The organism is Micromonospora sp. NPDC049175, from assembly GCF_043197345.1.
GTDB lineage: Bacteria > Actinomycetota > Actinomycetes > Mycobacteriales > Micromonosporaceae > Micromonospora.
Genome location: NZ_JBICSY010000002.1, coordinates 142,749 through 167,252 on the forward strand (window position 1 = coordinate 142,749; position 24,504 = coordinate 167,252).

Here is a 24,504-nt window from a genome sequence, read left to right on the forward strand (position 1 = left end):
GTGGCCCCGACACCGCTGACCGTCCGCTACTTCGCGGGTGCCCGCGCCGCTGCCGGGCACGCCGAGGAGGTCCTACCCGCCGGCCGGTCGCTCGACGACCTCAGCGCCGAGTTGGTACGGCGACACGGCGACCGCCTCGCCGCCGTGCTGCGAGTGGCGAGTTTCCTGGTAAATGGCGTCACCTGTCATGATCGTGAAGCACCCCTGCCGGCCGGGGCCACGATCGATGTTCTGCCCCCGTTCGCGGGCGGCTGAGGAGGCGCACATGTTGGCGGTTCTGGGGTTCGTGGGCGTCCTGGCGCTGACCACCGGTCTCATCCACCTCTACCTGTGGAAACGGCTCGTTCGGGACACCACGACGCCGGGCCGCTGGCGGCGGGCCGGCGGGATCGCCGCCCTGGTGCTGGCGCTGCTCGTGCCGGCCACCCTCGCCGGGACGCAGGCCGGGCTCTACTGGCTCGCCTGGCCGGGCTACCTGTGGCTCGCCGTGATGTTCTACCTGCTCGTCGTGCTTGCCGTCCTCGAAGTGCCGATGCTCGTCACCCGGCTGGTGCTGCGCCGCCGGCTCGCCACCGCCGAGCCGACCACCGCCGCCCCCGAGCCGGTGCTCGTCACCACCGCCGAGCCGACCACCGCGCCCGAGCCGGTGCTCGTCGGCGCCGCCGGGCCGTCCGAGCCGCCGGCCACCGACGCCGTCACGGCCCCCGACCACGACCCGGCCCGCCGGCTGCTGCTGGCCCGTGGGGCGGCCATCTTCGCCGGCCTCACCGCCATCGGCATCACCGGGTACGGCGTACGCACCGCCCTCGGCCCGCCACGACTCGACCGGGTGCAGATTCCTCTCGCCAAGCTTCCCCGCAGCATGGACGGCCTGCGCATCGCGACCGTCTCCGACATCCACCTCGGCCCGCTGCGCGGCCGGGCACACACCGAGCGGATCGTCGCCGCGATCAACCGGCTCGACGCCGACCTGGTCGCGGTGGTCGGGGACCTGGTCGACGGCTCGGTCGCCGAGCTCGGTCCGGCCGCCGCCCCGCTGCGCGACCTGCGCTCCCGGTACGGCAGCTTCTTCGTCACGGGCAACCACGAGTACTACTCCGGTGTGGAGGAGTGGGTCCAGGAGGTCGACCGGCTCGGCCTGCGGGTGCTCCAGAACCAGCGGCAGGAGATCCAGGCCCGGGGCGGCGTACTCGACCTGGCCGGCGTGAACGACCTGGACGCCGATCCCGCCGGCACCGGCCTCGCCGCCGGGCCCGACTTCGCCGCCGCCCTCGGCGACCGCGATCCGAGCCGTCCCGTGGTGCTGCTCGCCCACCAGCCGCTGGCAGCCGTCGAGGCCGCCCAGTACGACGTCGACCTGCAACTGTCCGGGCACACCCACGGCGGGCAGATAGTGCCGTTCAACCTGGTCGTCCGGCTGGCGCAGCCGGTGGTCAGCGGCCTCGGCGAGGTCGACGGCACGAAGGTCTACGTGACGAACGGCGCCGGCTTCTGGGGGCCGCCGGTCCGGGTCGGCGCGGAGCCGCAGATCAGTCTCGTGGAGTTGCGCTCGGCATAGCGGACGTCACGTCCGCGCGTGGCGGCCGTCGGCCGGCGCGGCGGGCGTGACAGGATGCGGCGTGCCCCCGTTCAGTGCCGTACCCTCCGGTGGCCTCTCGCCATTCGTCGCGGACCTGCACATCCACTCGAAATACTCGCGCGCGTGCAGCCGCGACCTCACGCTGCCGAACCTCGGCTGGTGGGCGCGTCGTAAGGGCATCGGTCTGCTCGGGACCGGCGACTTCACCCACCCCGCCTGGTACGACCACCTGCGGGAGACCCTGCGCCCGGCGGAGCCGGGGCTGTACCGGCTCGACGCCGAGGCGGAGCGGGACATCGCCCGGCGGCTGCCGCCCCGGCTCGCCGGCGCGGCGGAGGCGGACCCGGTCCGGTTCATGCTGAGCGTGGAGATCTCCACGATCTACAAGCGGGACGACCGGACCCGCAAGGTGCATCACCTGATCTACCTGCCGGATCTGGACGCGGTGGCCCGGTTCAACACCGCCCTCGGCCGGATCGGCAACCTCGGCTCGGACGGCCGGCCGATCCTCGGACTGGACTCCCGCGACCTGCTGGAGATCACCCTGGAGGCCAGCCCGGACGGCTACCTGGTGCCGGCGCACATCTGGACACCGTGGTTCTCCGCGCTGGGCTCGAAGTCCGGCTTCGACGCGATCGCGGACTGCTACGCCGATCTGGCCGACCACATCTTCGCCGTGGAGACCGGCCTCTCCTCCGACCCGGCGATGAACTGGCGGGTCGGCAGCCTGGACGGCTACCAGTTGGTCTCCAACTCGGACGCGCACTCGCCGCCCGCTCTGGGCCGGGAGGCGACGGTGCTGACCGCCGAGCGGGACTACTTCGCCGTCCGGGAGGCGCTGCGGACCGGTGACGGTCTGGCCGGCACCATCGAGTTCTTCCCGGAGGAGGGCAAGTACCACGCGGACGGGCACCGGCTCTGCGGGGTCAACTGGTCCCCGGAGCGCACGCGGGCGGCCGGCGGGCGCTGCCCCGAGTGCGGCAAGCCCCTCACCGTGGGTGTCCTCAGCCGGATCGAGGAGCTGGCCGACCGGCCGGCGGGACACCGGCCGGCACAGGCTCGGGACGTCACCCACCTGGTCCCGCTGGCCGAGATCCTCGGTGAGATCAACAAGGTGGGCGCCCGGTCGAAGAAGGTCGAGGGGCGGCTCAACGAGCTGCTCGCCGCGCTCGGCCCGGAGCTGGAAATCCTGACCACGACGCCGCTCAGCGACATCGCGCAGGCCGGCGGCGAGCTGCTCGCCGAGGGCATCGGGCGGCTGCGACGAGGCGACGTGCGCCGGGTGCCGGGCTACGACGGCGAGTACGGGGTGATCACGCTCTTCGACCCGGCGGAGCTGGGCGGCGCCGACGCGGCCCAGGAGACCCTGTTCGACGTACCGGTGCCGGCGCAGCGCCGACCCACGGAGCCGGCGGCGAAGGCCATGGCCAAGCGTCCGGCGGCGAAGGCGGAGCCGAAGCGGAAGCCGATCCCCGCTCCCGCGCCGCCGATCGCGTCGCCGCCGTCCCCGCACGAGCCGTTCGAGCCGATGCTCTCCGGCATGGAGGAGGTCGGCACCGGCCTGCTGGACCGGCTGGACGCGATGCAGCGGGTGGCCGCCTCCGCGCCGGGCGGGCCGCTGCTGATCGTGGCCGGGCCGGGCACCGGCAAGACCAGGACCCTCACGCACCGGATCGCGTACCTCTGCGCGGAGCTGAACGTCTTCCCCGAGCACTGCCTCGCGATCACGTTCACCCGCCGGGCCGCCGAGGAGCTGCGACACCGCCTCGACGGCCTGCTCGGCCCGGTCGCCGAGGACGTCACAGTGGGCACGTTCCACGCCTTGGGCCTGACCATCCTGCGGGAGAACGCCGACGCGGCGGGCCTGCCGGCCGACTTCCGCATCGCCGACGACACCGAACGGGCGGCGGCCCGGGCCGCGGCCGGCGACGACGGTGCCGCCTACGTGTCGCTGCTGCGCAAGCAGGACCTGGTCGACCTGGACGAGCTGGTCACCCTGCCGGTGGAGCTGCTGCGCGCCGACCGGAAGCTGGTCGAGGGATACCGGGACCGCTGGCGGTGGATCTTCGTCGACGAGTACCAGGACGTCGACGAGGTGCAGTACGAGCTGCTGCGGCTGCTCAGCCCCGCGGACGGCAACCTCTGTGCGATCGGCGACCCGGACCAGGCGATCTATTCGTTCCGGGGTGCCGACGTCGGCTACTTCCTGCGTTTCTCCGAGGACTTCACCGACGCCCGGTTGGTCCGGCTCAACCGCAACTACCGCTCGTCGGCGCCGATCCTGGCCGCCGCCGTGCAGGCCATCGCGCCGTCCTCGCTGGTCCGTGGCCGGCGGCTGGATCCGGCCCGACTCGACCCGGAGGCCCCGCTGGTGGGGCGCTACCCGGCGGCGTCGGTGGCCGAGGAGGCCGACTTCGTGGTGCGGACGGTCGACGACCTGGTGGGCGGACTGTCCCACCGGTCGCTGGACTCGGGCCGGATCGACGGCCGGTCCACCTCGCTGTCGTTCTCCGACATCGCCGTGCTGTACCGCACCGACGCGCAGGCCGCGCCGATCGTCGACGCTCTGGCCCGCGCCAACATTCCGGTGCAGAAGCGCTCACACGACCGGCTGCGGGACCGGCCCGGGGTGGCGGCCATCGCCCGCGAGCTGCGGCACGCCGACGGGTTGGCCGGCTCGCTGGCCGCCCGGGTGCGGTTGGCCGGCCAGGTGGTCGCCGAGCGGTTCGCGGTGCCCACCCTGGATGGCACCGGCACGGTACGCCCCGAGGCCGTCCGCTCCGCCGTGGACCTGCTCACCCCGTTGGCCCGGCGCTGCGGCGACGACCTGGAGGCGTTCCTGTCGCAGCTGGCCACCGGCGCGGAGGTGGACGCGCTCGACCCCCGTGCGGAGGCGGTCACGCTGCTCACCCTGCACGCGGCGAAGGGCCTGGAGTTCCCGGTGGTCTTCCTGGTCGGCGTGGAGGACGGGTTGCTGCCGCTGCGCTGGCCGGGCGCGACGCCCGACGAGGACGCGGTCGCCGAGGAGCGCCGGCTCTTCTTCGTGGGCCTGACCCGGGCCCAGGACCGGCTGTACGTCAGTCACGCCGCCCGCCGCACCCGGCACGGCGCGGAACGCGACTGCGCCCCCTCGCCGTTCCTCGGCAGCATCGACCCGGGCCTGTTCGAACGCTTCGGCGAAGCCGAGCCCCGCCGCCCCAGGGACCGCCAACTCCGCCTGATCTGATCGGCCACCCACTCGCCGCACGATCTTGCGTTCTCGGTCGCCGTCAGGCGTGGGATGCACCTTGTGTCGGCGCAGAAAGTGCAAGATCGACGAGGAGTGGGGGCGCGCGTCAGGCTTGCAGTAGGGCTAGCCAGGCACCGACGAGCAGGGCTGGGCCGAGTGGCAGCAGGGTGTCGCGGCGTACCCGCCCGGTGGCGAGCAGGCCGAGCACCAGACCGCCGTGCAGCAGATGTGGCAGGACCAGCCCGACGACCAGGGCGTCCCGGCCCGTCCATCCGAGCGGCAGGCCGAGAACGGTCGCGAGCTTCACGTCCCCGAACCCCAGCCGGGAGCCCGGCAGCAGGGCCAGCAGCACGTGCGCCACACCGGCGACAGCCGCGCCGGCCAGCGCGCCGAGCAGCCGCGCCGCCTCACCGGACAGCATCGCCACGGCGGTCAGACCACCGAGGGCCAGCACCCCGGCGGCGAGCACCAGTGGGTCGGGTAGCCGCAGACAGGCCAGGTCGACCCGCGCCAGCACCAGCCCCACCGCCGCCACCGCGAGGAAGACCGGCAGGGCGGAGTCGTCGCCCCGGGCGACCGCGAGCCCGGCGAACACCACCGCCGCGACCACCGCCCACACCGCACGCCGCGGCACCCTCGAAACGGCTGGCGGGGCCGCGTAACGCCAGGTCAGCCTGGGTACGGCGAAGCCGACAAGCGCGCCGAGCAGCGCGACCGGCACCAGCGCGACGGCCGACATGGGCGGGACGTTACCTCCGGTCGCGCGCTGGCGCGGCCCCCGATCGGGCTGCCGTGCCGTTGCGGCGCGGCCGTTCGGTGCTCACCACCAGAGCGACTCCGGCGACGATCACCGCACCGCCGAGCAGCACCTGCGTGGTGATCGGCTCGGCCACCAGCAGCGCGCCGAGCGCGACCGCGACCGCCGGGTTGACGTAGGCGTACGTCGACACCAGCGAGATGGGCGCGTTGTGCAGCAGCCAGACGTACGCGGTGAAGGCCACGAGCGAGCCGGCCACCATGAGGTAGCCCAGCGCCAGCCAGGATCGGGTGCTGACCTCCGCCGGGTGAAAGTCGCCCAGCTCGCCCCGACCGGCGGCGACGACGGCAAGCACCAGCGCGCCGGCCAGCATCTCGTACACAGTGGCCACGAACGGGTCGGCGGGCATCCGGATCCGGCCGGACAGGAACGACCCGACCGACCAGGCGACGGCCCCCACGACCACGACCGACGCCCCGAGCAGGGGCACCGCGTCCGTGCTGCCGGCGGGCAGCACCAGCAGGATCAGGCCGACGAAGCCCAGGGTGACCCCGGCGAACGTCCAGACGGGCGGCCGGTCCCCCGTGCCGGTGCGCAACAACACCACCAGCAGTGGCACGGTCGCCACCAGCAGCGCGGCGATCCCGGACGGCACCGCCTCTCCGGGCGGCCCGGATTCGGCGAGCACCACCAGGCCGTTGCCACCGGCGAGCAGGAGCACCCCGACCAGCGCCGCCGAGCCGAGTTGCCGCAGATCCACCCGCAGTGCGCCGGGGCCGCGGCGCAGCCGCAGCACCACCGCCAGGACCAGGCCCGCGACGGCGAACCGCAGTGCGGCCGACAGCAACGCCGGCAGCGTCTCCACGGCGATCCGGATGGCCAGATAGGTGGAGCCCCAGAGCAGGTAGACCACGATCAACGCGGTCCAGATCAGGGTCGGCGCGGCGCTTGCGGGGCGGCCGACGACGGCTGCCGCGCTCGGTGGAGGTGAGCTCATCAGTGGACCACGCTACGGTGACGTCGGAGTCGGCGTCGCGTACCGGTGGCCGGACTCACCACTTCGGGCAGGAGGGCGGCATGACCAACTACGGACCACCCGGAGGCGGCAACCCGGGACCGTGGCGCGGGCAGCGACCCGACGAGACGCCCGGCCGGCCGGTGCAGCAGCCCTACCCGCCGGCACCCGGGCCCTATCCACCGCCGGGCCCGTCGTACCCGCCACCGGGCCAGTCGTACCCGCAGCCCGGCCAGTCGTACCCGCCGCCGGGCCAGTCGTACCCGCCGCCCGGCCAGTCGTATCCGCAGGCGCCCCAGGAGCGACCCGGGCCGTATGGCGGCCCACCGAACGCCCCCTACGGGGGCGGTGCGGGAACGCCCTACGGCGGTGCCCCCGCAGCGCCCTACGGCGGCGCGTACCAGCCGACCGGGGCGAACACGGGCTACGACCAGCAGCCGTACCGGCCCGACGAGAACCCGTACGGCCCGGACCCCACACCGGCACCGGGCCGGCGCGGTCGGGGGCCGCTGATCGCGGTGCTGGCCGTGGTGCTGTTGCTGGCGGCCGCCGGCGGTGTGTTCTGGTTCCTTCGCGGGCAGGACGACCCCGCCCCGGTGGCCGCACCCACCACCTCGACCGCCGCCGTGGAGCCCAGTGCGGACGCCGACGGGGCCGAGCCGCCGCCGAGCGACCCGGCCCCGGAGTCGTCGGCCGATCCCCGGTTCGCCAAGGTTGGTCAGTGCGTCCGCAATGACGCCGCGGCGGACGGCAAGCCCAAGCTGCTGATCAGCGAATGCGCCGCGAAGTCGTACGAGGTGTTGAGCCGGATCGACGGCGCCACCAGCGGGGAGCGCGACGCCGAGACGAAGTGCGACAAGGTCCCGGGTTACACCAACTGGTACTTCTTCGACAGCGAGCTGGACACCCTCGACTTCGTCCTCTGCCTGAAGCAACGCTGAGACCACCCACCCTTGGGATGACATGACGACCTACGGACCAGCGGGCTCCGATCAGCCGGACGACCCGTACCATCGCCCGCCCGCCGAGGATCCGACCAGGCAGCAGTGGGGTCAGCCGCCACCCGACGCGGAACCGCCAACCGTGCCGATGTGGGCACCGCCGCCGGCCCACCCGGAGCCGCCGGCCCAACCCGAGCCGCCAACCGCACCGATGTGGGCGCAACCGCCGGCCTCCGGCCCGGGTTACCCGCCGCCCCCGGACCCGGGTCACCCACCGGCCTCGGGCCCCGGTTACCCGTCGGCCCCGGACCCGGGTTACCCGCCGACCTCCGGCCCGGGTTACCCGCCGCCCGGGCCGTTTCCGCCGGCCGGACCGGTGCCGGGTCCACCGCCTGCGCCGTGGGGGCAGCCGCCTGGCGGCTACGGCATGCCGCCCGTCGCGCCGGTGAAGAGGACCGGCCGCAAGGTCGCCCTCATCATCGTGCTTGTGGTGGTGCTCCTGCTCTGCCCGTGCCTGGGCCTGGCCGGTTGGGCGGTCTGGAGGGTCGTCGACGCCGGCAACGACGTCCGTACGCCGTCGACGAGCGCCCCGGTCGTTCCGCCGGTCCTGCCCAGCGGCGCGCCGAGTTCGGCCGCGCCGACGCGGGACACCGGGTTCGCCACGGGCGACTGCCTGGTGAACGAGGGCACCGAGGACGCCGCGGAGCTGCGCAAGGTGCCGTGCGGCCCGAACACCTACCGGGTGTTGCTGCGGATCCCGGCGACCACCGACTCGGCCCGGTGTGACGCGCTGCCACCCCCGATAAGCGCGACCTACGTGCACGACAACGACGTGGACCTGTTCGACTACGTGCTCTGCTTGCGGAAGCAGTAGCTCCAATTGCCAAAACTAGGGCTGTCTAGCGTCCACGCTAGACAGCCCTAGTTTTGTGTCGACGATCCTCGACCCCGTCGACGGCCCCGACACGCCGGTAGCCCCATCTATCCATGTCTAGCCTCGCAGCTAGAGGGCCCGATATTCTGCGATGTGTGGATCCGGTCCGCAACCCGTACGCGCCGGGCGCCGGCCAGCGTCCGCCCGAACTCGCCGGGCGGGGGCGGGAGCTGGACGTCTTCGACATCGTGCTCGAACGCATCGCACGGGGACGACCCGAACGCAGCCTGATGCTCACCGGGCTGCGTGGCGTCGGCAAGACGGTCCTGCTCAACACTCTCCGGTCGCAGGCGATCAACCATCTCTGGGGCAGCGGCAAGATCGAGGCACGCCCAGACCAGTCGTTGCGCCGCCCGGTCGCCGCCGCGCTGCACATGGCGGTCCGGGAGCTGGCGCCCCGACACCGCGCACCCGACCGGATCGACGCGTTCCTCGGCGTCCTCAAGGCGTTCGCCCAACGGTCCACCCCGACCGGCCGGGCCGGTGCCGCCCCGAAGCTGCGCGACAGGTGGCAACCCGGCATCGACGTGCCGGCCGCCAGTGGCCGGGCCGACTCCGGCGACATCGAGATCGACCTGGTCGAGTTGCTCACCGACGCCGCGGCGGTGGCCAGTGACGTCGGCACCGGCATCGCCATCTTCATCGACGAGATGCAGGACCTCGGTCCGGAGGACGTGTCGGCGCTCTGCGCGGCCTGCCACGAGCTGTCCCAACTCGGCGCGCCGCTGATCGTCGTCGGCGCCGGCCTCCCGCACCTGCCAGCGGTGCTCAGCGCGGCCAAGTCGTACTCCGAGCGGCTCTTCCGCTACCAACGCATCGACCGGCTCGACCGGATCGCCGCCGACCAGGCGCTCTGCGCGCCTGCCGAGCGCGAGGACGTCGAGTACGAGCAGAAGGCACTCGACCTGCTCTACGAGAAGTCCGGCGGTTATCCCTACTTCGTCCAGGCGTACGGCAAGGCGACCTGGGACCACGCGCCGCGCTCGCCGATCACCGCCGCGGACGTGCGCGTCGCCGCACCCGAGGCGGAGGCCGAGCTGGCGGTCGGGTTCTTCGGCTCCCGGTTCGAGCGGGCCACCCCCGCCGAACGTGAGTACATGCGGGCGATGGCCATGATGTCCGCGGTCGAGGACGAGTCCGGGGCGGTGATCCGCGACGACATGGACGCCGCGGTGCCCACCGCCGAGATCGCCCGAGCCCTCGGCCGCAAGCCCGCCAGCCTCTCCCCGGCGCGGGACGCGCTGATCAAGAAGGGGCTGATCTACTCCGGCGAGCGGGGCACGGTCGCCTTCACGGTGCCGCACTTCGGCAGATACCTGCGCACCCAGCCGGCCTGACCGCCGACGGTGTCGAAGCGGTCAGACCTTCGACCAGGGCGCCGGAAAGAGCACCTCACCGCGTGGCGGGGGGCCTTCCTCGCTTGTCGACGGCGGCAGCACCAACGCCTGCCAGGGCTCACCGAGACCGGCCCACGGGCTGGTCAGGCCCAGTTCCGTCGCCGGGCTGAAGCCGAACCGGCGATAGAAGGCCGGGTCACCGAGGACCACGACCAGCCGCTCACCCAGCTCGGTGGACGCGTCAAGTGCAGCCTGCACGACAGCCGTGCCGTGCCCGACGCGCTGCCGGTGCGGCGCGACAGCCACCGGACCGAGCGCCAGGGCGGGCACGTCCGAGCCTCGCTCCGGCCGCACCCGCACCCGGGTGAGCAGCGCGTATCCGACCACCTCGCCGCCGTACTCGGCGACCATGGCCAGCCGCGGCAGCCAGGCGGCGGTGCCGCGCAACTCGTCGACCAGGCTCACCTCCGGCGGCGTCGCCACGTCGGGGCGGGCGAAGGCGGTGGCCAGCACGCGGCGCACCGGACCGGCGTCGGCCGGGTCCTCGGGGCGTAGCCGCAGCGTGGTCACCCGCGCGACGTTACCCGCCGGGGTCGGTCCATCCGTGACTGTCGCTCGAATCGGCGTGGCGCACGCGTGTATGAACACCGATCCGATCCGACGGTTGCCGGGGTAGCAAACGCCGCGAGGGGGTATGACTGATCCATGACGCCCGTACGTTCCCTCGCCCGCGCCATGTTGAGCGGCATCTTCGTGGTCAGCGGGTATCGCAACCTCCGCAACCCGGCGCGGCTGGCGCAGGCCGCCGCACCGGTCACCGACAGGGTCGCGCCGCTGTTGAAGAAGGCGCACCCGAGCTTCCCCACCGAGACCGAGACGTTGATCCGACTCAACGCGGCGGTGCAGGTCAGTGCCGGGTTGATGCTGGCTACCGGGCGGTTCAGTCGACCCGCCGCGCTGGTCCTCGCCGGCACGCTGGTGCCGGTGACCATCGCCGGGCATCCCTTCTGGAACAACGACGACCCGATCGCCAAGAACAACAACCAGATCCACGCCCTGAAGAACCTCGGTCTCCTCGGCGGTCTGCTGTTGGCCGCTGCCGACACCGGCGGCAAGCCGGGTCTGCGCTGGCGGACGGGCCATCGCATCGGCCACTCTCGACGTTCCATGCAGCGCGCCGTCCGTACCGCCCGACGAGAAGCCCGGATCGCCGTCCGATCCGCGTCCACCGCACGTCGACTGCCCGGCTGAACTGCGTCGATGCCTCTCCGCGTCACCCCCACCCCCCGCTAAGGCCGCGAATTACCTGAACCACCCGGTAGGCGTTAACGCGGTGGAAATGTCAAAAACATGTGTGGGATCGGACACGGTCGCATAACGCGGGAGGCACTGACGTGAGGCGCCGTTCTAGGCTCCGTGCAGGACCTGGACGGGTAGGACGACCTTGGTACGGGGGTGGCCACGCCATGCCGACGGCTGTCGGTAGTCGGGCGGACCGCCTCGCCCCAATCCAACGCGTGTCACGCGGGATCGACCGCGTGACACGTCGGATCGATCGCAAGAACGTCGTACGGGGCGCCATCGTGGTCGCCGTCGCCTACGCCGCATGGCTCGCCATCGGCACTTTCGGGCGGCCGTACAACTTCTTCGACATGAAGATCTACCACGGTGCCGTGGTGTGGTGGGCGAGCGGTCACGAGCTCTACGAGTTCATCGCGCCCGGAACCACCCTCGGTTTCACCTACCCGCCGTTCGGCGGGCTGGTCATGCTGCCGATGGCGCAGCTTCCGATCGACGCCGCCGGCATGGTCAACGCCGTCGCCAGCATCGCCGCGTTGGCGCTGGTGCTTGCCGGGCTGCTCCGCCCCATCGTGGACCGGCTGGGGTGGCCACTGTGGTTCACCGTGGCCGTGGCGGTGCCTCTCGCGGTCGCCATCGAGCCAGGTCGGGAGACGCTCGGCTACGGCCAGGTCAACATCCTGCTGTTCGCGTTGATCATGGCTGACCTGATCGGCCTTCGCTGGCGCTCCCGCCGGGGCACCCACTACGCCGCGACGGACGGCCCCCTGCTGCGCTTCCTCTACGGCGGGGCCTGGGCCGGTGCCGGCATCGGCCTGGCCACCGCGGTCAAGCTCACCCCGGCGCTCTTCATCGCCTACCTGCTGATCACCCGTCAGTGGCGGGTGGCGGCCACCGCGATCGGCACCGCGATCGGCGTGACGGTGGCGACCTTCGGGATCGTCGGTGACGAGTCGCGGACGTACTTCGGCAGCGTGCTCTGGCAGACCGAACGCGTCGGCGCGGCGGACATGACGCCGAACCAGTCACTCGCCGGCCTGCTCGCCCGCCTGTACGACTCGATCGAGACCCCCGGGCTGCTCTGGCTCGCCTTCTCGGTGTTGATCCTGGCGCTGGGCCTGTCCCGGGCGGCCAGCTCCCGCGCCGACGGTGACGAGTTGACCGCGTTCACACTCGTCGGCCTCACCGCCAACGTGATCAGCCCGATCTCCTGGACGCACCACCTGGTCTGGGTGATCCCGGCGATCATCGTGCTTGCCGACGCCGCCGTACGCCGCCGGGAGGCGAGCCGGACGATGCCACCGCGCGCCGGCCAGGGGACCGTGTTCGGCGGGGTGCCCGGGGTCAACGGGCTCCGCCCGCCGATCTGGTATCCAACGCTGACCGGGCTCCGGCACGGCGGTGCCGCGATCGGGCTCTACCTGCTCTTCCTGATCTCCCCGATCTGGCCGTACGAGCACCAGCTACCGGAGATGTCGCACTACCAGGACGGTCTCTTCGGGGCGCTCATGGAAAACTCGCTCGCGCTCGCGCTCATCGTGCTTGTCGCCGCACTGCCCTGGCGTCCGGGTGCCGAGCCGGCGTTCTACGGTGACCGACTCGCCCGGACAGTGGCGCTCAACGGCCGCCGCTGAGCGGTCAGGGGCAGTTGACCCATTCCTCGGTGCCGTCGGTGAAGACCTGCCGCTTCCAGATCGGCAGGCGCGCCTTGGCCTCGTCGACGAGCCGGGCGCAGGCCGCGAAGGCTGCCGCCCGGTGCGCGGTGCTCACCGCGGCGACGAGCGCCACGTCACCGATCGCCAGGGGGCCGACCCGGTGGGAGACCGCCACCGCGTAGACGTCGGGCTCCGCGGCGATCTCGGCGGCCACCTCGCGCAGCACCTGCGCGGCACTCGGGTGTCCTTCGTATTCCAGGCTGGTGACCTGCCGGCCGTGATCGTGGTCGCGGACCACGCCCTGGAAGGAGACCACGGCGCCGGCCCGGCGGTCGGCGACGGCCGCCTCGTGCGTGGCGAGGTCGAGCGGCTGGTCGGTGATCTCACCGAAGGTGATGGTCGGTGCGGTCATGACGAACGCTCCCCGGGCAGCAGCGGCAACGGCACGATCGGCACCCGGTCGCCCGGCTCGCCCCTGGTGCTGGGCCGGATGACGGCGAACCCGTCCGCGCCGGCCAGGCCGCGCAGCATCGCCGAGCCGACGTGTCGCACCGGGGACGCGGTCCCGGCGGCCCGGTCCAGGCGGACCAGGGCGAGGTGGGTGTGGTCACCGCGACCGGGCACCGCCTCGGCCAACGTGGCGTGCGGCAGCACCGGCATCGAGCGGCCCTGTAGGCCGGCGAGCAGCGGCGCGACAAGCGACACGAGCGCGACGATCGCGGACTGCGGGTTGCCGGGCAGCCCGGCCACGAACCGGACCCGCCCGTCCTGTCCGGCCAGCCGGGCCAGCAGCATCGGGAAACCCGGGCGAACCGCCACCGTGTTGACCACGTAGTCGGCGCCGAGCGCTTCCAGGGTCGGGTGCAGGTGGTCGACCGGGCCGTTCATCGTGCCACCTGTGGTGCAGACCAGGTCGGCGGTGGCCAGCGCCGCCCGCAGGGCCGCCACGTGGGCGGGGAGTGTGTCGGCCACCGGGCCGACCACGTCCGATGGGCGGACCTGACAGCCGTAGCGCCGCAGCCACGCCGGCACGGCAGGGCCCAGCGCGTCGCGGACCCGACCGGCGGCGGGCGGGCCGGCGGTCAGCAACTCGTCGCCGAAGACCAGCAGCGCGGCGCGCGGCGCCCGCCGGACCCGCAGCGTGTCGTGCCCACAGGAGGCGGCCAGGCCGATCACCGCCGGGTCGACAGGCGTGCCGACGGGCAACAGCTCCTCACCGGCGTACGCCTCCTCGCCGGGCTCGCGCCACTCCGGCGTCGCCCGGGGGGTGCCGCTGACCAGACCGTCGACGATCGTCGACTCCTCGACGCGCAGCACGGCGGTGGCGCCCTCGGGCACCATGGCCCCGGTCGCGATCTCCACGGTCGTGCCGTCAGCAGTGAGCGGCGCGGGGGTGCTGCCGGCCAACACCCGGCCGACGATGCGCCACGGGCCGGGGCCGCACACCGCCCAGCCGTCCACGCTGGAGGTGGGGAAGGCGGGCAGGTCGGTGCGGGTGGTCAACGGCTCGGCCAGGGTCGACCCGTCGATGTCGGCGAGTGGTCGGGCGACGGCGGGCAGCGCGGCGGCCAGACCGACCGCGTAGACCCGCGACCGCGCCTCCTCCCACCCGGCTGGTGGAGGGGCGGCGACCCGATCCGCGGTGGGTGCGGTTTCCGTGCTCACCGACCGAGCCTATCGGCACGGGCCGACACCCGTCGGGGCCTGGCGTGGACTCCGTCGGCGTTCCCCTCGCGGACTTCAGTGGTCCCCACCGCGAAGCTGGTCGACGGTGTGCCCGAGGATCGGCCCGAGCACCGCCAACCCGTCCCGGGCGCCACCTGTCGAGCCGGGCAGGTTGACCACAAGCATCCGGCCGGTGACCCCGGCCAGGCCACGGGACAGCACCGAGGTGGGCACCCGGTCGCGGCTGTGCGCGCGGATCGCCTCGGCGATGCCGGGGATCTCGTAATCCAGCAGACCCCGGGTGACGTCAGGGGTGCGATCCGTCGGGGTCACCCCGGTGCCACCGCTGGTCAGCACCACGTCGACACCGTCGGCGCGGGCAGCCCGCAGGGCGACGCCGACCGGCTCACCGTCGGGCACCACCACCGGCTCGTCGACCTGGCACCCCAACTCGCGCAGGCCGGCCACGAGCAGCGGACCGCTGGTATCGGCGTAGACACCGGCCGCGGCCCGGTTGGACGCGACGATCACTCGGGCCCGGATCACGGCCGGTCCTCCGGCCGGACCCACTCGCCGGTCTTGCCGCCCTCCTTGCGCAGCACCCGGACCGCCTCCACCGAGGCCGCCGGGTCCACCGCCTTGACCATGTCGATCAGGGCGAGACCGGCGACGGCGACCGCGGTCAGTGCCTCCATCTCCACGCCCGTCCGGTCCGCCGTGCGGGCGGTGGCCGTGATCTCCACGGTGTCGACCGTCAGTCGGAGGTCGACGGTGACGCCGTGCAGGGCGATCGGGTGGCAGAGCGGAATCAGGTCGGGGGTGCGCTTGGCGCCCATGATCCCGGCCAACCGACCGACCGCCAACGCGTCGCCCTTGGGCAGCCCGTCGCGGTGCAGCAGGTCGATGACCTCGGGTGTGGTCCGCAAAAGGCCGGCCGCGACGGCCCGGCGGCCCGTCACCGCCTTGTCGGAGACGTCGACCATGCGGGCCGCGCCAGCGCGGTCGACGTGGCTGAGCTGCGCGGGTTCGGTCACGGCCGTGAGCCTATCGGTGCGGTACGACGGCGCTTGGAAGGAGCGGCGCCGCCACTGCCCGCCAGGACGGGTGCTGCGGCCCGGCGACGCAACGCCGCTCCTTCCTCGCCGACCCGCTGCCAAGGCCTCGGGGGAGAACTGGCAGCGGGTGCGTGTCGACGACCCGGTTCTGCCCAGGAGCAGAACCTCCCCCGTTCGTCGTTACGGCGGGAAAGTTACCGGGCCTGCCGATAAGAAATCGATAAAGGCCGTTCGGGCAGTTCAGCGATCTGCGGCCGGGGTTGCGGCTGCCACCTCGGCGAGGCGGCGTTCGGTCTCGAAGCGCTCCGGCACGCCCATCCGCCGGAAGATCGCCAACGCCCGCTCCCAGTGCCGTCGGGCCTCGGCCGGGTCGACGCGGGCGAAGTGTTCGGCAAGCCCGCTCAGGGCTCGACCCTGCTCGTGCGGGTAGGCGATGCGAGTGGCCAGGCGCAACGCCTGCTGGTGCGTCTCGAACGCCTCGCCACGGCGCCCCTGCGCCAACAGGGTGCGCCCAAGCTCGTTCAGCGCGGCCGCCTCGACGTGGAGCTCCCCCGAACCGATCGACAGCTTCCGGGCCAGCTCGTGTTCCCGCTCGGCCTCCACCAGACGGCCCAGAACCCGATAGGCGATACCGAGGTCGTTACGCACCTCGGCCTCGGTATACCGGTGGCCGGTGCGATCGCGGAGGGCCAACGAGGCCAGGAGGATGCGGATCGCCGGCTGAAGGTCACCCATTCGGAGGCGTACGGCGCCGATGCGACTGAGCGCGCTGAGCGCGTGGAACTCGTCGGAGTTCGTCCGGGCCCAGGTCAGGTACAGGCGGTGTATCCGCAACGCCTCCTCGTAGCGTCCCAGGGCCATCAGCGCTATGCCGAGATTCGGCAGCACCGTCGGCACCCGGACATTGCCGTACCCCTTGTAGTCACGCAGGCACTCCTGACCGACAGTCACCGCTTCGGTCAGGTTGCCGCTCCACAGGTAGACGGCGGCGAGATTGGCGCGGTATCGAGCAGCGTTCAGCACGTCCCGCGACTCTCCGGCGAGGGCGACAGCGCGGGTCAGATGGTTCAGCCCCGCCCGGTTGTCGCCGATCCGGACGTAGCCGGAGGCGAGGTAGTTGTTTATCAGTGCCGTCGCACTGACGTCCCCGGATGCTTCCGCCGCGGTCAGCGCGTACCGGTGGGTCGTGATGATGTCCTCGAAGTATCCGCGGATGTAACAGAATCGCCAGAGCGCACGGGCCAGCCGCCAGGAGTGCTCGGGGAAGCCCTCGTCGAGCGCCGCCCGCACCATCGTCACCAGGTCCGTCCGTTCCGTCTCCAACCAGTCGGCGGTGGGTGCCCCGATCGCGTCGATCAGCTCGGGTCGCCCGAACGGGAGATGTGTGACGTGGGCTCCCAGGTCGTCGAATTCCAGCGTCTTGGCGACCCGTAACGCCACCGCCAGAGTGAAGTCGAACAGGTGCGCCAGCGCGGCCTTCCGCTCGCTCGCGGAGTCGGTCCGCGAACACAGGTCGATGGCGTACTCCCGGATGAGGTCGTGCAGTCGATAGCGCGTCGAGTCCAGGTCCTCCACCAGGTTCCGGTCGACGAGGTCGTCGAGCGCCGTACGAGCTTCCGCGACGGTCAGGCCGGTCAGCGCGGCGGCTACCGGCACGCTGAAGCGGCTACCGGGATACAGACTCAGGAATCGGAAGACCCGCTTGGCCGTGCTCGGCAGAGGTTGGTAGGAGGCGGCGAAGGCCCCGGTGACGCTGCTCTCCTCCTGCGCGAGCTGGTGCAGCACCGGCGCGTCGCCGGCCATCTGCTCGGCAAGGTCCGCCACCCGCCAGCCGCGCCGGTGCGCCAGTCGGGCACCGGCCAGCCGAATCGCCAGAGGGAGGTACCCACACCGACGTACCACCTCGGCGGCCGCCTCCGGCTCGGCTTCGACCCTGTCCTGACCGACGCTCAGACGCAGGAGATCCACGCTCTCCCGCGGGTTCAGCAGCGGTAGCGTCTGCGAGGGCCCGACGTCCGGGTGGGACAGCCGCCGCCGCGAGGTCACCAGCACGACGGTGGTCGGCTCGGCCGGCAGCAGGGGCATGATCTGCTCGCTGCTCGCCGCGTTGTCGAGCACCACCACCGACCTCCGGCGGGCCAGTTCCTGCCGCCACAACTCCACCCTGTCGTCGAACTCCACCGGGACGCGCTCGGCCGGCACGCCGAGCTGTCGGAGCAGTGTGACAAGTGCGCTCGCCGGCTCCACCCGGTTCTTCTCGCCGTGCCCACCGAGGTCGACGAACAGCGCGGCGTCCGGGTATCGGTCGGACAGCCGGCGGGCCAGGTGCACCGCGAGGGTGGTCTTGCCGCTGCCCGCCATGCCGTCGACGATGTGCACGGCTGGCACCCGCTCCTCCACCCGCCGGGTCTCCGCCAGCAGCCGCGACACGACGGTCTCCCTGCCGACGAAGTCGGCGACCGCCCGGGGCAGGTGGTCCACCGGTTCGATCCGGCCCGGTTGTCCGGCAGCCGCAGCATCCGCCACGACCACGTCCAGACGCTGGCCGCTCTCCCGCCGGGGGGCAACGGCGCGCCCCGGGCCGGAGCGCGACACCGCCGCGACGATCGAGCGGCGCAACTCTTCGAGGTCGTGCCCGGGACCGACGCCCAACTCCGTGGCCAACCGGGTTCGGATCTCGTCGTACGCCGCCAGCGCCCCCGCGTTGTCCCCGCGCTCGTGGAAGGCCCGCATGAGGAGGTGGTAGGCCGGCTCCCGGAGAGGGTGGCGGGCCACCACGTCGCGCAGCAGTGGAATCGCCAGGTCGTTTCGCCCTGACCGCAGCTGGACGTCGGCCAGAAGTTCGACGGTCACCAGCCGTTCCTCCTCCACAGCGACGGTTCGGGAGGTGAGGACGGGACCGAGCGGTACGCCGGCGAGCATCGGACCGCGCCACCGAGCCAGAGCGCGCTCCAGCAGCTCGCGGGCGGGGTCCAGGTGACCGGCCGTCAGCGCTTCCCGACCCGAGTTACGTTCCCGCTCGAAGCAAAAGACGTCGATCCGTTCCGGGTCCACAACGAGTCGATAGCCGTTGCGTTGGCGTTCGATGGCACCGTGACCGGCCGCGAAGGACTCGAAAGTCCGGCGCAGATTGGCCGCATAGGTCCGCACATTAGCCACAGCCGATCGCGGTGGGCAATCGCCCCATAACTCATCGACGAGGTCTTCCAATGCCACCAGCCGGCCGGGCTGCACTGCGAGCATCGCGAAGATTGCCTGCTGTTTGGGTGTACCGAGGCGCAGCATGCGGGTAGACAGTTGCACCGAAAGGCCGCCCAGAACCTGAATCTCCACCGGTCCCCTGTTCCAGCCATCCCAGGTACTCAGTCGATCACGCAACGAAGTCTACGACCCCCATCGGTGACATGCTGCTCACGGGGCGAAGGCGGATGGCTGTTGGTGACCCCAGGATTACCGCGAGGAGGGCCGCTCGATTGCCCGCACGCAGCCGCACGATGTCGGCCGCAAGTTGCATCGGCACGGGCTCAGGGACACCAATTCCGCGTCGTCACCGTCGATCCAGGCGAAGACTGACACCTTTACTCCGCCTACCCGACACACGGGCGCGTCAACTCTGCCCATGCCGCCTTGACGCCTGTCCACGCTCCGGATGCGGCAACTTGTAGGGATCTGCGGAGCCAGCGAATAACGCGACCATTACCTCGTCCGATACCGTCTGCAGTTGCTAGCTGTCCCACGAATCCAGCAGGAGCGAGTTCGACCGCACTCCGTTCAGCAGCGATGGACAGAACGTTACAAACACTCGCCAACTTGGCTAATGTTGCGCATACCGACATTTATTTCTTCTAACCTGCCGATCCTTCTCTTAAGCTGCGTTTCCAAGGAAGACCTCCCCTTTGGGTAGGTCTTCGAATGGCTCAGCGAGAAGGGGGCACGCGATGCGCGGCAGCGAGTGGGAGTGACCCCTCGACCGGGGACGTGCACGAGCCTCGAACGGTAGGCTACGAGCACGGCAGAGACAGTCCTTCGGGAGCGGCATGACCCTTCCTCAGCAACGACAGATTGAGACCGATCGGCGGCTACGGCTGCTCGTCGGTCTCGTCGTCGTTGTGGCAACCATCATCACCGCCACGTCACTACCGGTCGCCGCACGCTCGGCGGTGACCGCCACGCCGGCGGACATCGCGGTCCTCGTCGTACTCACCGTCACGATCGCCCTGGGAGCCCGGGTCAAAGCACGGGTGCGGATCCGGTCCACCACCCACTCGATCAGTTGGACCGAGGCCGCGATCATCATCGGACTCGCCATCGCCCCGGCCCAGTCGGTGGTCCTCTGCACCGCGGTGGGCATCACCTTCGCCTCGCTCCGGCTGTCGCCGATCAAGATGGCCTTCAGCGTGGGCAAGAACGTCATCGTGGCCTGGGGCGCCGGCATCACACTGGCGATGACGACCTGGACCTGGCCACCGGCGAGCACCGTCGCCCTGATCGTGCCGGTAGCCGCCTCGTACCTGGTAGCGGCACTGCTGGACGACCTCCTGGCCATCCCGGTCATCGCGCTGGCATCCAACACCAAGATCTCAAAGCAGTTCCGGACCAACCTCGACCTCCGACTCGCCGGCTTCGCCGTACGGTTCGTCGTGGCGGTCTGCACGCTGCTGATCCTCGACGCCAACTTCAAACTCCTGCTAGTCATCCCACCCCTGGTGCTCAGCCTGCACCTGGCCTACGCCACGAGAATCCGTTCCAGGACCGAACAGCAGGCGTGGCAACGCCTCGCCCGCACCACCGACGCGCTCAACGTGGTCGACCTGGACGCCGTCCTCACCACCGCCGTCACCCAGGCCGCCGAACTGTTCTCCGCCGACGAGGTCGAAATCGAACTGCGCGACGGCGACCGCGCCGTCCGCGGCGGCACCGGCGGCATCACCTTCGACGGCCTCACCGGCACGCCCACCGACGTGCACGGCACCGTCGTCCCCACCCGGCTCGAAGGGCACGACCGCACCGTCGACGTCGGCGTGCTGCGACTACGCTTCCGCGGCCCGGTACAGCTCTCCGAACGGGAGCAGTACACCCTGCGCACCTTCGCGTCCGCGCTCTGCACGGCCGTACGCAACGCCCAGGCGTACGCCGAACTGGCCCGGGTCGCCAACGAACACGCGTACGCCGCCGCCCACGACGCGTTGACCGGACTGGCCAACCGCCGGCACCTCCTCGACGAGGGCACCGAGCAGTTGAGCGCCCGGCACGCCGACGGGGTGACCGCACTTGTGCTGATCGACCTCAACCACTTCAAGGAAGTCAACGACACCCTCGGTCACGCCGCCGGCGACCAGGTGCTGGTGCAGGTCGCCGACCGGTTACGAGACGCGGCGCAGGCCAGCGACCTGGTGGCCCGCCTCGGCGGCGACGAGTTCGCCGTACTCCTGCGCGGGCTGCCGGCCCCGGCGGTGGCCGCGCACCGGGCCGAGATCCTGCTCGCCGCCCTGCACGAACCGTTCGAGCTGGACGGCATGCGGATCAGCGTCGAAGCCAGCGGCGGCATCTCCGTCGCACCGTCCAGCGGCGGCATGGCCGAACTGCTGCGCCGTGCCGACGTGGCCATGTACCAGGCCAAGCGTGCCGGGCAGAAGACCTCCACCTACGCCGCGACCCGAGACACCGCCGACCTGGGCCGCCTCACCCTCGGCGGCGACCTGCCCCGCGCCGTCGCCGACCACGAGTTCATCGTCAACTTCCAACCCATCGTCGACCTGGGCACCGGCGAGGTCACAAGTGCCGAAGCGTTGGCCCGCTGGCGACACCCCACCCACGGCATGATCGACCCGCTGCGTTTCCTGGAGGCGGTGGAGCGGTCCGGTCTGCTGCCGGCCTTCGCCGAGGCGATCCTCGACCAGGCGTTGATCGCGGCCGGCACCTGGCGTGACGCCGGCTTCGACGTACCGGTCGCGGTGAACGTGTCCCCACGCAGCCTGCTCGACGCGCGGTTCCCCGGCTCGGTGCTGGCCCGCCTGCGCGCCCACGACCTCCCAGCGGACCGGCTGGTGCTGGAGCTGACCGAGACGCTCACGCTCAGCCAACTCGACGTGGTCGACCGAGTGCTCAGCCGGCTGCGGGACGAGGGCGTCCGGTTGGCGTTGGACGACTTCGGCACCGGCTACTCCTCGCTGTCGCTCCTCTCCCGCATCCCGGTGCACGAATTGAAGATCGACCGAAGCTTCGTGACGACGATGGAGAGCTCGGCGGAGGCCGCCGCTGTCATCCGCTCCACCCTCGACCTGGGTCGCAGTCTCGACCTGGTCGTGGTGGCCGAGGGGGTGGAGAGCGAGCCGCAACGGCGCGCCCTCTGGGAGTTGGGCTGCGTCGCCGGCCAGGGTCACCTGTTCGCGCGACCGGTGCCCGCCGGCATCCTGCTCGCGGCGATGCAGCGCGGCTCCGGCGGGCGTCCCGGCGCCCTCGTCGCGCCACTGCACGACGCCGGCGCGGTGATCCGGTTGAGCCAGAACCGCCGCCAGACCGGCCGCGCCCGCCTCCCACACCTGCCCGCCTGACCGGGCACCGGCCGCCCCCGCCCCGCGGCCCGGTGCTGGTACGCCCCGGTCTGCCAGACTGGCGCGCGTGATCGCCGACGCCCCGACCGCCCGCCGCCGTCCCCGGCACTGGCGGACGCTCGACACCGCCGCCGGCGGACTCGCCGTCGACCTCGGCCTCTACGCCGTCTCGACCATCTTCGCCGCGATCACCGCGGTCACGTCGACCCTGCTGCCGCACCGGGCCTGGGGCGCGGTCGCCGCCGTCGGATACCTGCTCGCGACGCTGGCGGTGCTCACCCAACTCCTGCTGCGCCGACACCGCCCGACCGCGCGGCTGGCCGGTCTCGGAGCCCGCTGGACGATCACCGGCCTCACCTGGGCCGGCACCGCGCTGCTGCCCCTGCTCTGGCAGAGCATCGAGCGGGCCAACGGACGCACCGACCGGGCACAGGAGGAGGTGCTGGTCGTGGAGCACGCCGGCACCCGCCTCCTGGAGCACGGCACGCCATACCTCGGCCCCGACGCGATAGCTGCCCTGCCTCCCGGCGAACAACTGCTGGGCTACACCCCGTACCAGCCCGGAATGGCCATGTTCGGCCTGCCCAGAGCACTTGCCGACACCTGGTGGACCGACTCCCGGGCCTGGTTCGCGGTCGGCACGGTGCTGGCGCTCACCCTGGCCGTGGCCGCCCTGCGCACCACACCGACCACCGCCCTCCCCGCCCCGGATGCCCACCGGCGAGACGCCGCGCTGCTGCGCGGCGTGCAGGCCGCCACCGTACTGCCCATCTGCGCCCTCACCCTCGCCACCGGCGGCGACGACCTCCCCGTACTCGCGCTCTGCCTGCTGGCCCTCGCGCTCGCCGCCGCCGACCGCCCCGGCCGAGCCGGCCTCGCGGTCGGGCTGGCCGGCGCGCTGAAGCTCTTCGCCTGGCCGGTGGCGCTGGTCCTGATCGTGTGGGGCCTGACCCGACGCGCCGGCACCCGGGTCGCCGCCGGCGCGATCGGCCTGCCCATCGCCGCCCTGCTACCGGCGATGCTCGTCGACCGCGACGCGCTCACCGAGAACGTGCTGCGCTTCCCCCTCGGCCACGGCCTGGTCACCAGCCCCGCGCAGTCCCCGTTCCCCGGCTACCTGATCGCGACCGCGCTACCCGCCGGCCGGCTCGTCGCCGCCGCGCTGCTGGTCGCCGCCGGCGTGGCCATCGCCGTCCGGCTCGCCCGCCGCCCGCCCCGCACCGCCGTCGCCACGGCACTGATCTGCGGGTACGGGCTACTCGCCGCCATCGCCCTGATGCCCTCGACCCGCTTCGGCTATCTGCTCTACCCGGTGGCCCTGCTCACCTGGGCACCCGCCCTGCACCGCCCGGTCGACACGCCGACCACCCCCCTTCCCGACAGATCCGCTCGGACCACATCGGCGTAACTGCTGGGCACAACCGCGCGCCAGGGCGTAGACCTGAAGGCATGACGACGTACCGCGACCGGGCCGACGCCGGCCGGGTGCTCTCCGAGCGGCTCACCGCACTCGTCGGCGACCCGGACGTGGTCGTCCTCGGCCTGGTCCGCGGCGGCGTGCCGGTCGCCCGGGTCGTCGCCGAACGACTCGGCGCACCACTCGACGTGCTTGTCGTCCGCAAGCTCGGCATGCCGTGGGCTCGGGAGGTCGCCTTCGGCGCGCTCGGGCCGGGCGGGGTCCAGGTACTCAACGGCGTGTTGGCCAGCCGACTCAGCAGCGACGACATCGCCGAGGTCAGCCAACGGGAGCAGGCCGAACTGGCCCGGCGGGAACAGCTCTACCGAGGTGGTCGCGCCCAGGTGGACCTCACCGGGCGGACCGCGCTGATCATCGACGACGGCCTGGCCACCGGTGCGACAGCCCGCGTCGCCGTGGAGGTCGTCCGCCAACTCGGGGCACACCGGGTCGTGGTCGCTGTCCCGGTCGGCGCACAGGAGGCGTACGAACTGCTCGCCGCCGAGGCGGACCAGGTCATCTGCGCCCAACGCCCACCTGACTTCGGCGCGGTGAGCGTCTACTACGACGACTTCCACGAGGTCTCCGACGACGAGGTCACCGAAGCGCTCACAGCAACCGCTTAGGTCGACCAGGTACCGTCGGGAGATGAATAGTCTCACCTGCCCCAAGTGTCACGGAGAAATGCGCCAGTACGAGCGCAGCAACGTCGTGATCGACCAGTGCGGCGAGTGCCGCGGCATCTTCCTGGACCGCGGCGAGTTGGAGAAGCTGTTCGAGGCGGAGGCCAACTGGAGCCGCCAACAAACCGGTGGTGCGCCGCCGCAACCCACCCACCAGCCGGCCGGCTATCCGCCCCCGCCGCCCCCGCCCGGATACGGTGCCGTCCCGCCGCCGCCCCCGCCCGTCCACGGCTACCCGCCGCAGCCGGCCTACGGTCACCAGCAGCAACAGCACCACGGCTACCACGGGCACTACCGGCAGAAGAAGCGCAAGGGCTTCCTCGACGACATGTTCGGCTGAGCCGG

The 24,504-nt window shown here is 72.1% G+C and carries 19 protein-coding genes and 1 pseudogene; 12 read left to right on the plus strand and 8 right to left on the minus strand.

Annotated elements, in window-relative coordinates; all coding sequences use genetic code 11:
- From ACGFH8_RS07510 to ACGFH8_RS07520, 3 genes are all read left to right on the plus strand, one after another.
- Positions 1 to 255 (plus strand): MoaD/ThiS family protein, encoded by a 255-nt coding sequence (locus tag ACGFH8_RS07510; RefSeq protein WP_393364939.1) that lies wholly within the window; start codon positions 1 to 3, stop codon positions 253 to 255.
- A gap of 10 nt (positions 256 to 265) precedes the next feature.
- Entirely contained in the window at positions 266 to 1,558 is a 1,293-nt protein-coding gene (locus ACGFH8_RS07515) for a metallophosphoesterase (RefSeq protein WP_393364942.1), read from the plus strand.
- 61 nt (positions 1,559 to 1,619) lie between these two features.
- Positions 1,620 to 4,805: a UvrD-helicase domain-containing protein gene (locus ACGFH8_RS07520; protein WP_393364945.1), complete on the plus strand. Its 3,186-nt coding sequence runs from the start codon at positions 1,620 to 1,622 to the stop codon at positions 4,803 to 4,805.
- A gap of 109 nt (positions 4,806 to 4,914) precedes the next feature.
- Here ACGFH8_RS07520 and ACGFH8_RS07525 read toward each other — a convergent pair whose 3' ends face one another.
- Both ACGFH8_RS07525 and ACGFH8_RS07530 read right to left on the minus strand, forming a co-directional pair.
- Positions 4,915 to 5,547, minus strand: a complete 633-nt coding sequence (locus tag ACGFH8_RS07525; RefSeq protein ID WP_393364948.1) for a prepilin peptidase — start codon at positions 5,545 to 5,547, stop codon at positions 4,915 to 4,917.
- A 10-nt stretch (positions 5,548 to 5,557) separates the two neighbouring features.
- Positions 5,558 to 6,562, minus strand: a complete 1,005-nt coding sequence (locus tag ACGFH8_RS07530) for an EamA family transporter (RefSeq protein ID WP_393364951.1) — start codon at positions 6,560 to 6,562, stop codon at positions 5,558 to 5,560.
- Between the two features lie 464 nt (positions 6,563 to 7,026).
- On the opposite strand from ACGFH8_RS07530, the pseudogene ACGFH8_RS07535 reads away from it, so the two are divergent.
- The 3 genes and pseudogenes from ACGFH8_RS07535 to ACGFH8_RS07545 all read left to right on the plus strand — a co-directional run.
- Positions 7,027 to 7,521 (plus strand): annotated as a pseudogene (locus tag ACGFH8_RS07535) (flagellar basal body protein FliL); the annotation flags it as partial.
- A gap of 475 nt (positions 7,522 to 7,996) precedes the next feature.
- Positions 7,997 to 8,395 carry a hypothetical protein gene (locus ACGFH8_RS07540; RefSeq protein WP_393367005.1) on the plus strand — a complete coding sequence of 133 codons (399 nt, stop codon included), beginning with the start codon at positions 7,997 to 7,999 and terminating at the stop codon, positions 8,393 to 8,395.
- A 155-nt stretch (positions 8,396 to 8,550) separates the two neighbouring features.
- On the plus strand, positions 8,551 to 9,792 hold the full coding sequence (locus tag ACGFH8_RS07545) for an AAA family ATPase (RefSeq protein WP_393364954.1): 1,242 nt from the start codon (positions 8,551 to 8,553) through the stop codon (positions 9,790 to 9,792).
- Between the two features lie 21 nt (positions 9,793 to 9,813).
- On the opposite strand, the gene ACGFH8_RS07550 is transcribed toward ACGFH8_RS07545, so the two are convergent.
- A complete protein-coding gene (locus tag ACGFH8_RS07550) occupies positions 9,814 to 10,362 on the minus strand; it encodes a GNAT family N-acetyltransferase (RefSeq protein WP_393364956.1) in 549 nt (182 codons plus the stop codon).
- A gap of 135 nt (positions 10,363 to 10,497) precedes the next feature.
- Between ACGFH8_RS07550 and ACGFH8_RS07555 the strand changes: the two genes are divergently transcribed.
- Positions 10,498 to 11,043 (plus strand): DoxX family protein, encoded by a 546-nt coding sequence (locus tag ACGFH8_RS07555; protein ID WP_393364959.1) that lies wholly within the window; start codon positions 10,498 to 10,500, stop codon positions 11,041 to 11,043.
- Positions 11,044 to 11,258: 215 nt separating this feature from the next.
- Positions 11,259 to 12,725 (plus strand): glycosyltransferase 87 family protein, encoded by a 1,467-nt coding sequence (locus ACGFH8_RS07560; RefSeq protein ID WP_393364962.1) that lies wholly within the window; start codon positions 11,259 to 11,261, stop codon positions 12,723 to 12,725.
- A 4-nt stretch (positions 12,726 to 12,729) separates the two neighbouring features.
- Here the strand turns inward: ACGFH8_RS07560 and ACGFH8_RS07565 are convergent, their stop codons facing one another.
- The 5 genes from ACGFH8_RS07565 to ACGFH8_RS07585 form a co-directional block, all read right to left on the minus strand.
- Positions 12,730 to 13,158, minus strand: coding sequence for a molybdenum cofactor biosynthesis protein MoaE (locus ACGFH8_RS07565; RefSeq protein ID WP_357411229.1), 429 nt, complete (start codon positions 13,156 to 13,158; stop codon positions 12,730 to 12,732).
- Positions 13,155 to 14,411 carry a molybdopterin molybdotransferase MoeA gene (locus ACGFH8_RS07570; protein WP_393364965.1) on the minus strand — a complete coding sequence of 419 codons (1,257 nt, stop codon included), beginning with the start codon at positions 14,409 to 14,411 and terminating at the stop codon, positions 13,155 to 13,157. Before ACGFH8_RS07570 ends, ACGFH8_RS07565 begins: the two co-directional genes overlap by 4 nt.
- A 75-nt stretch (positions 14,412 to 14,486) precedes the next feature.
- Positions 14,487 to 14,957, minus strand: a complete 471-nt coding sequence (locus tag ACGFH8_RS07575) for a molybdenum cofactor biosynthesis protein B (protein WP_393364968.1) — start codon at positions 14,955 to 14,957, stop codon at positions 14,487 to 14,489.
- Positions 14,954 to 15,445 (minus strand): cyclic pyranopterin monophosphate synthase MoaC, encoded by a 492-nt coding sequence (gene moaC, locus ACGFH8_RS07580; RefSeq protein ID WP_393364971.1) that lies wholly within the window; start codon positions 15,443 to 15,445, stop codon positions 14,954 to 14,956. Before moaC ends, ACGFH8_RS07575 begins: the two co-directional genes overlap by 4 nt.
- A gap of 261 nt (positions 15,446 to 15,706) precedes the next feature.
- A complete protein-coding gene (locus ACGFH8_RS07585) occupies positions 15,707 to 18,616 on the minus strand; it encodes a BTAD domain-containing putative transcriptional regulator (RefSeq protein ID WP_393364973.1) in 2,910 nt (969 codons plus the stop codon).
- An 887-nt stretch (positions 18,617 to 19,503) separates the two neighbouring features.
- Here ACGFH8_RS07585 and ACGFH8_RS07590 point away from each other — a divergent pair.
- From ACGFH8_RS07590 to ACGFH8_RS07605, 4 genes are all read left to right on the plus strand, one after another.
- Positions 19,504 to 22,020, plus strand: coding sequence for a putative bifunctional diguanylate cyclase/phosphodiesterase (locus tag ACGFH8_RS07590; protein WP_393364976.1), 2,517 nt, complete (start codon positions 19,504 to 19,506; stop codon positions 22,018 to 22,020).
- A gap of 67 nt (positions 22,021 to 22,087) precedes the next feature.
- Positions 22,088 to 23,428, plus strand: coding sequence for a glycosyltransferase 87 family protein (locus tag ACGFH8_RS07595; RefSeq protein WP_393364979.1), 1,341 nt, complete (start codon positions 22,088 to 22,090; stop codon positions 23,426 to 23,428).
- Positions 23,429 to 23,469: 41 nt separating this feature from the next.
- Positions 23,470 to 24,102, plus strand: coding sequence for a phosphoribosyltransferase (locus tag ACGFH8_RS07600; RefSeq protein WP_393364982.1), 633 nt, complete (start codon positions 23,470 to 23,472; stop codon positions 24,100 to 24,102).
- A gap of 22 nt (positions 24,103 to 24,124) precedes the next feature.
- Positions 24,125 to 24,499 carry a zf-TFIIB domain-containing protein gene (locus ACGFH8_RS07605; protein WP_393364985.1) on the plus strand — a complete coding sequence of 125 codons (375 nt, stop codon included), beginning with the start codon at positions 24,125 to 24,127 and terminating at the stop codon, positions 24,497 to 24,499.
- Positions 24,500 to 24,504 lie beyond the last annotated feature (5 nt).

Bases quoted from the DNA above. Each gene is read 5' to 3' on its own strand.
- ACGFH8_RS07600 (WP_393364982.1), top strand. From the start codon at position 23,470: ATGACGACGTACCGCGACCGGGCCGACGCCGGCCGGGTGCTCTCCGAG.
- ACGFH8_RS07515 (WP_393364942.1), top strand. From the start codon at position 266: ATGTTGGCGGTTCTGGGGTTCGTGGGCGTCCTGGCGCTGACCACCGGT.
- ACGFH8_RS07555 (WP_393364959.1), top strand. From the start codon at position 10,498: ATGACGCCCGTACGTTCCCTCGCCCGCGCCATGTTGAGCGGCATCTTC.
- ACGFH8_RS07560 (WP_393364962.1), top strand. From the start codon at position 11,259: ATGCCGACGGCTGTCGGTAGTCGGGCGGACCGCCTCGCCCCAATCCAA.
- ACGFH8_RS07590 (WP_393364976.1), top strand. From the start codon at position 19,504: ATGACCCTTCCTCAGCAACGACAGATTGAGACCGATCGGCGGCTACGG.
- ACGFH8_RS07565 (WP_357411229.1), bottom strand. From the start codon at position 13,158: ATGACCGCACCGACCATCACCTTCGGTGAGATCACCGACCAGCCGCTC.
- ACGFH8_RS07605 (WP_393364985.1), top strand. From the start codon at position 24,125: ATGAATAGTCTCACCTGCCCCAAGTGTCACGGAGAAATGCGCCAGTAC.
- ACGFH8_RS07530 (WP_393364951.1), bottom strand. From the start codon at position 6,562: ATGAGCTCACCTCCACCGAGCGCGGCAGCCGTCGTCGGCCGCCCCGCA.
- ACGFH8_RS07525 (WP_393364948.1), bottom strand. From the start codon at position 5,547: ATGTCGGCCGTCGCGCTGGTGCCGGTCGCGCTGCTCGGCGCGCTTGTC.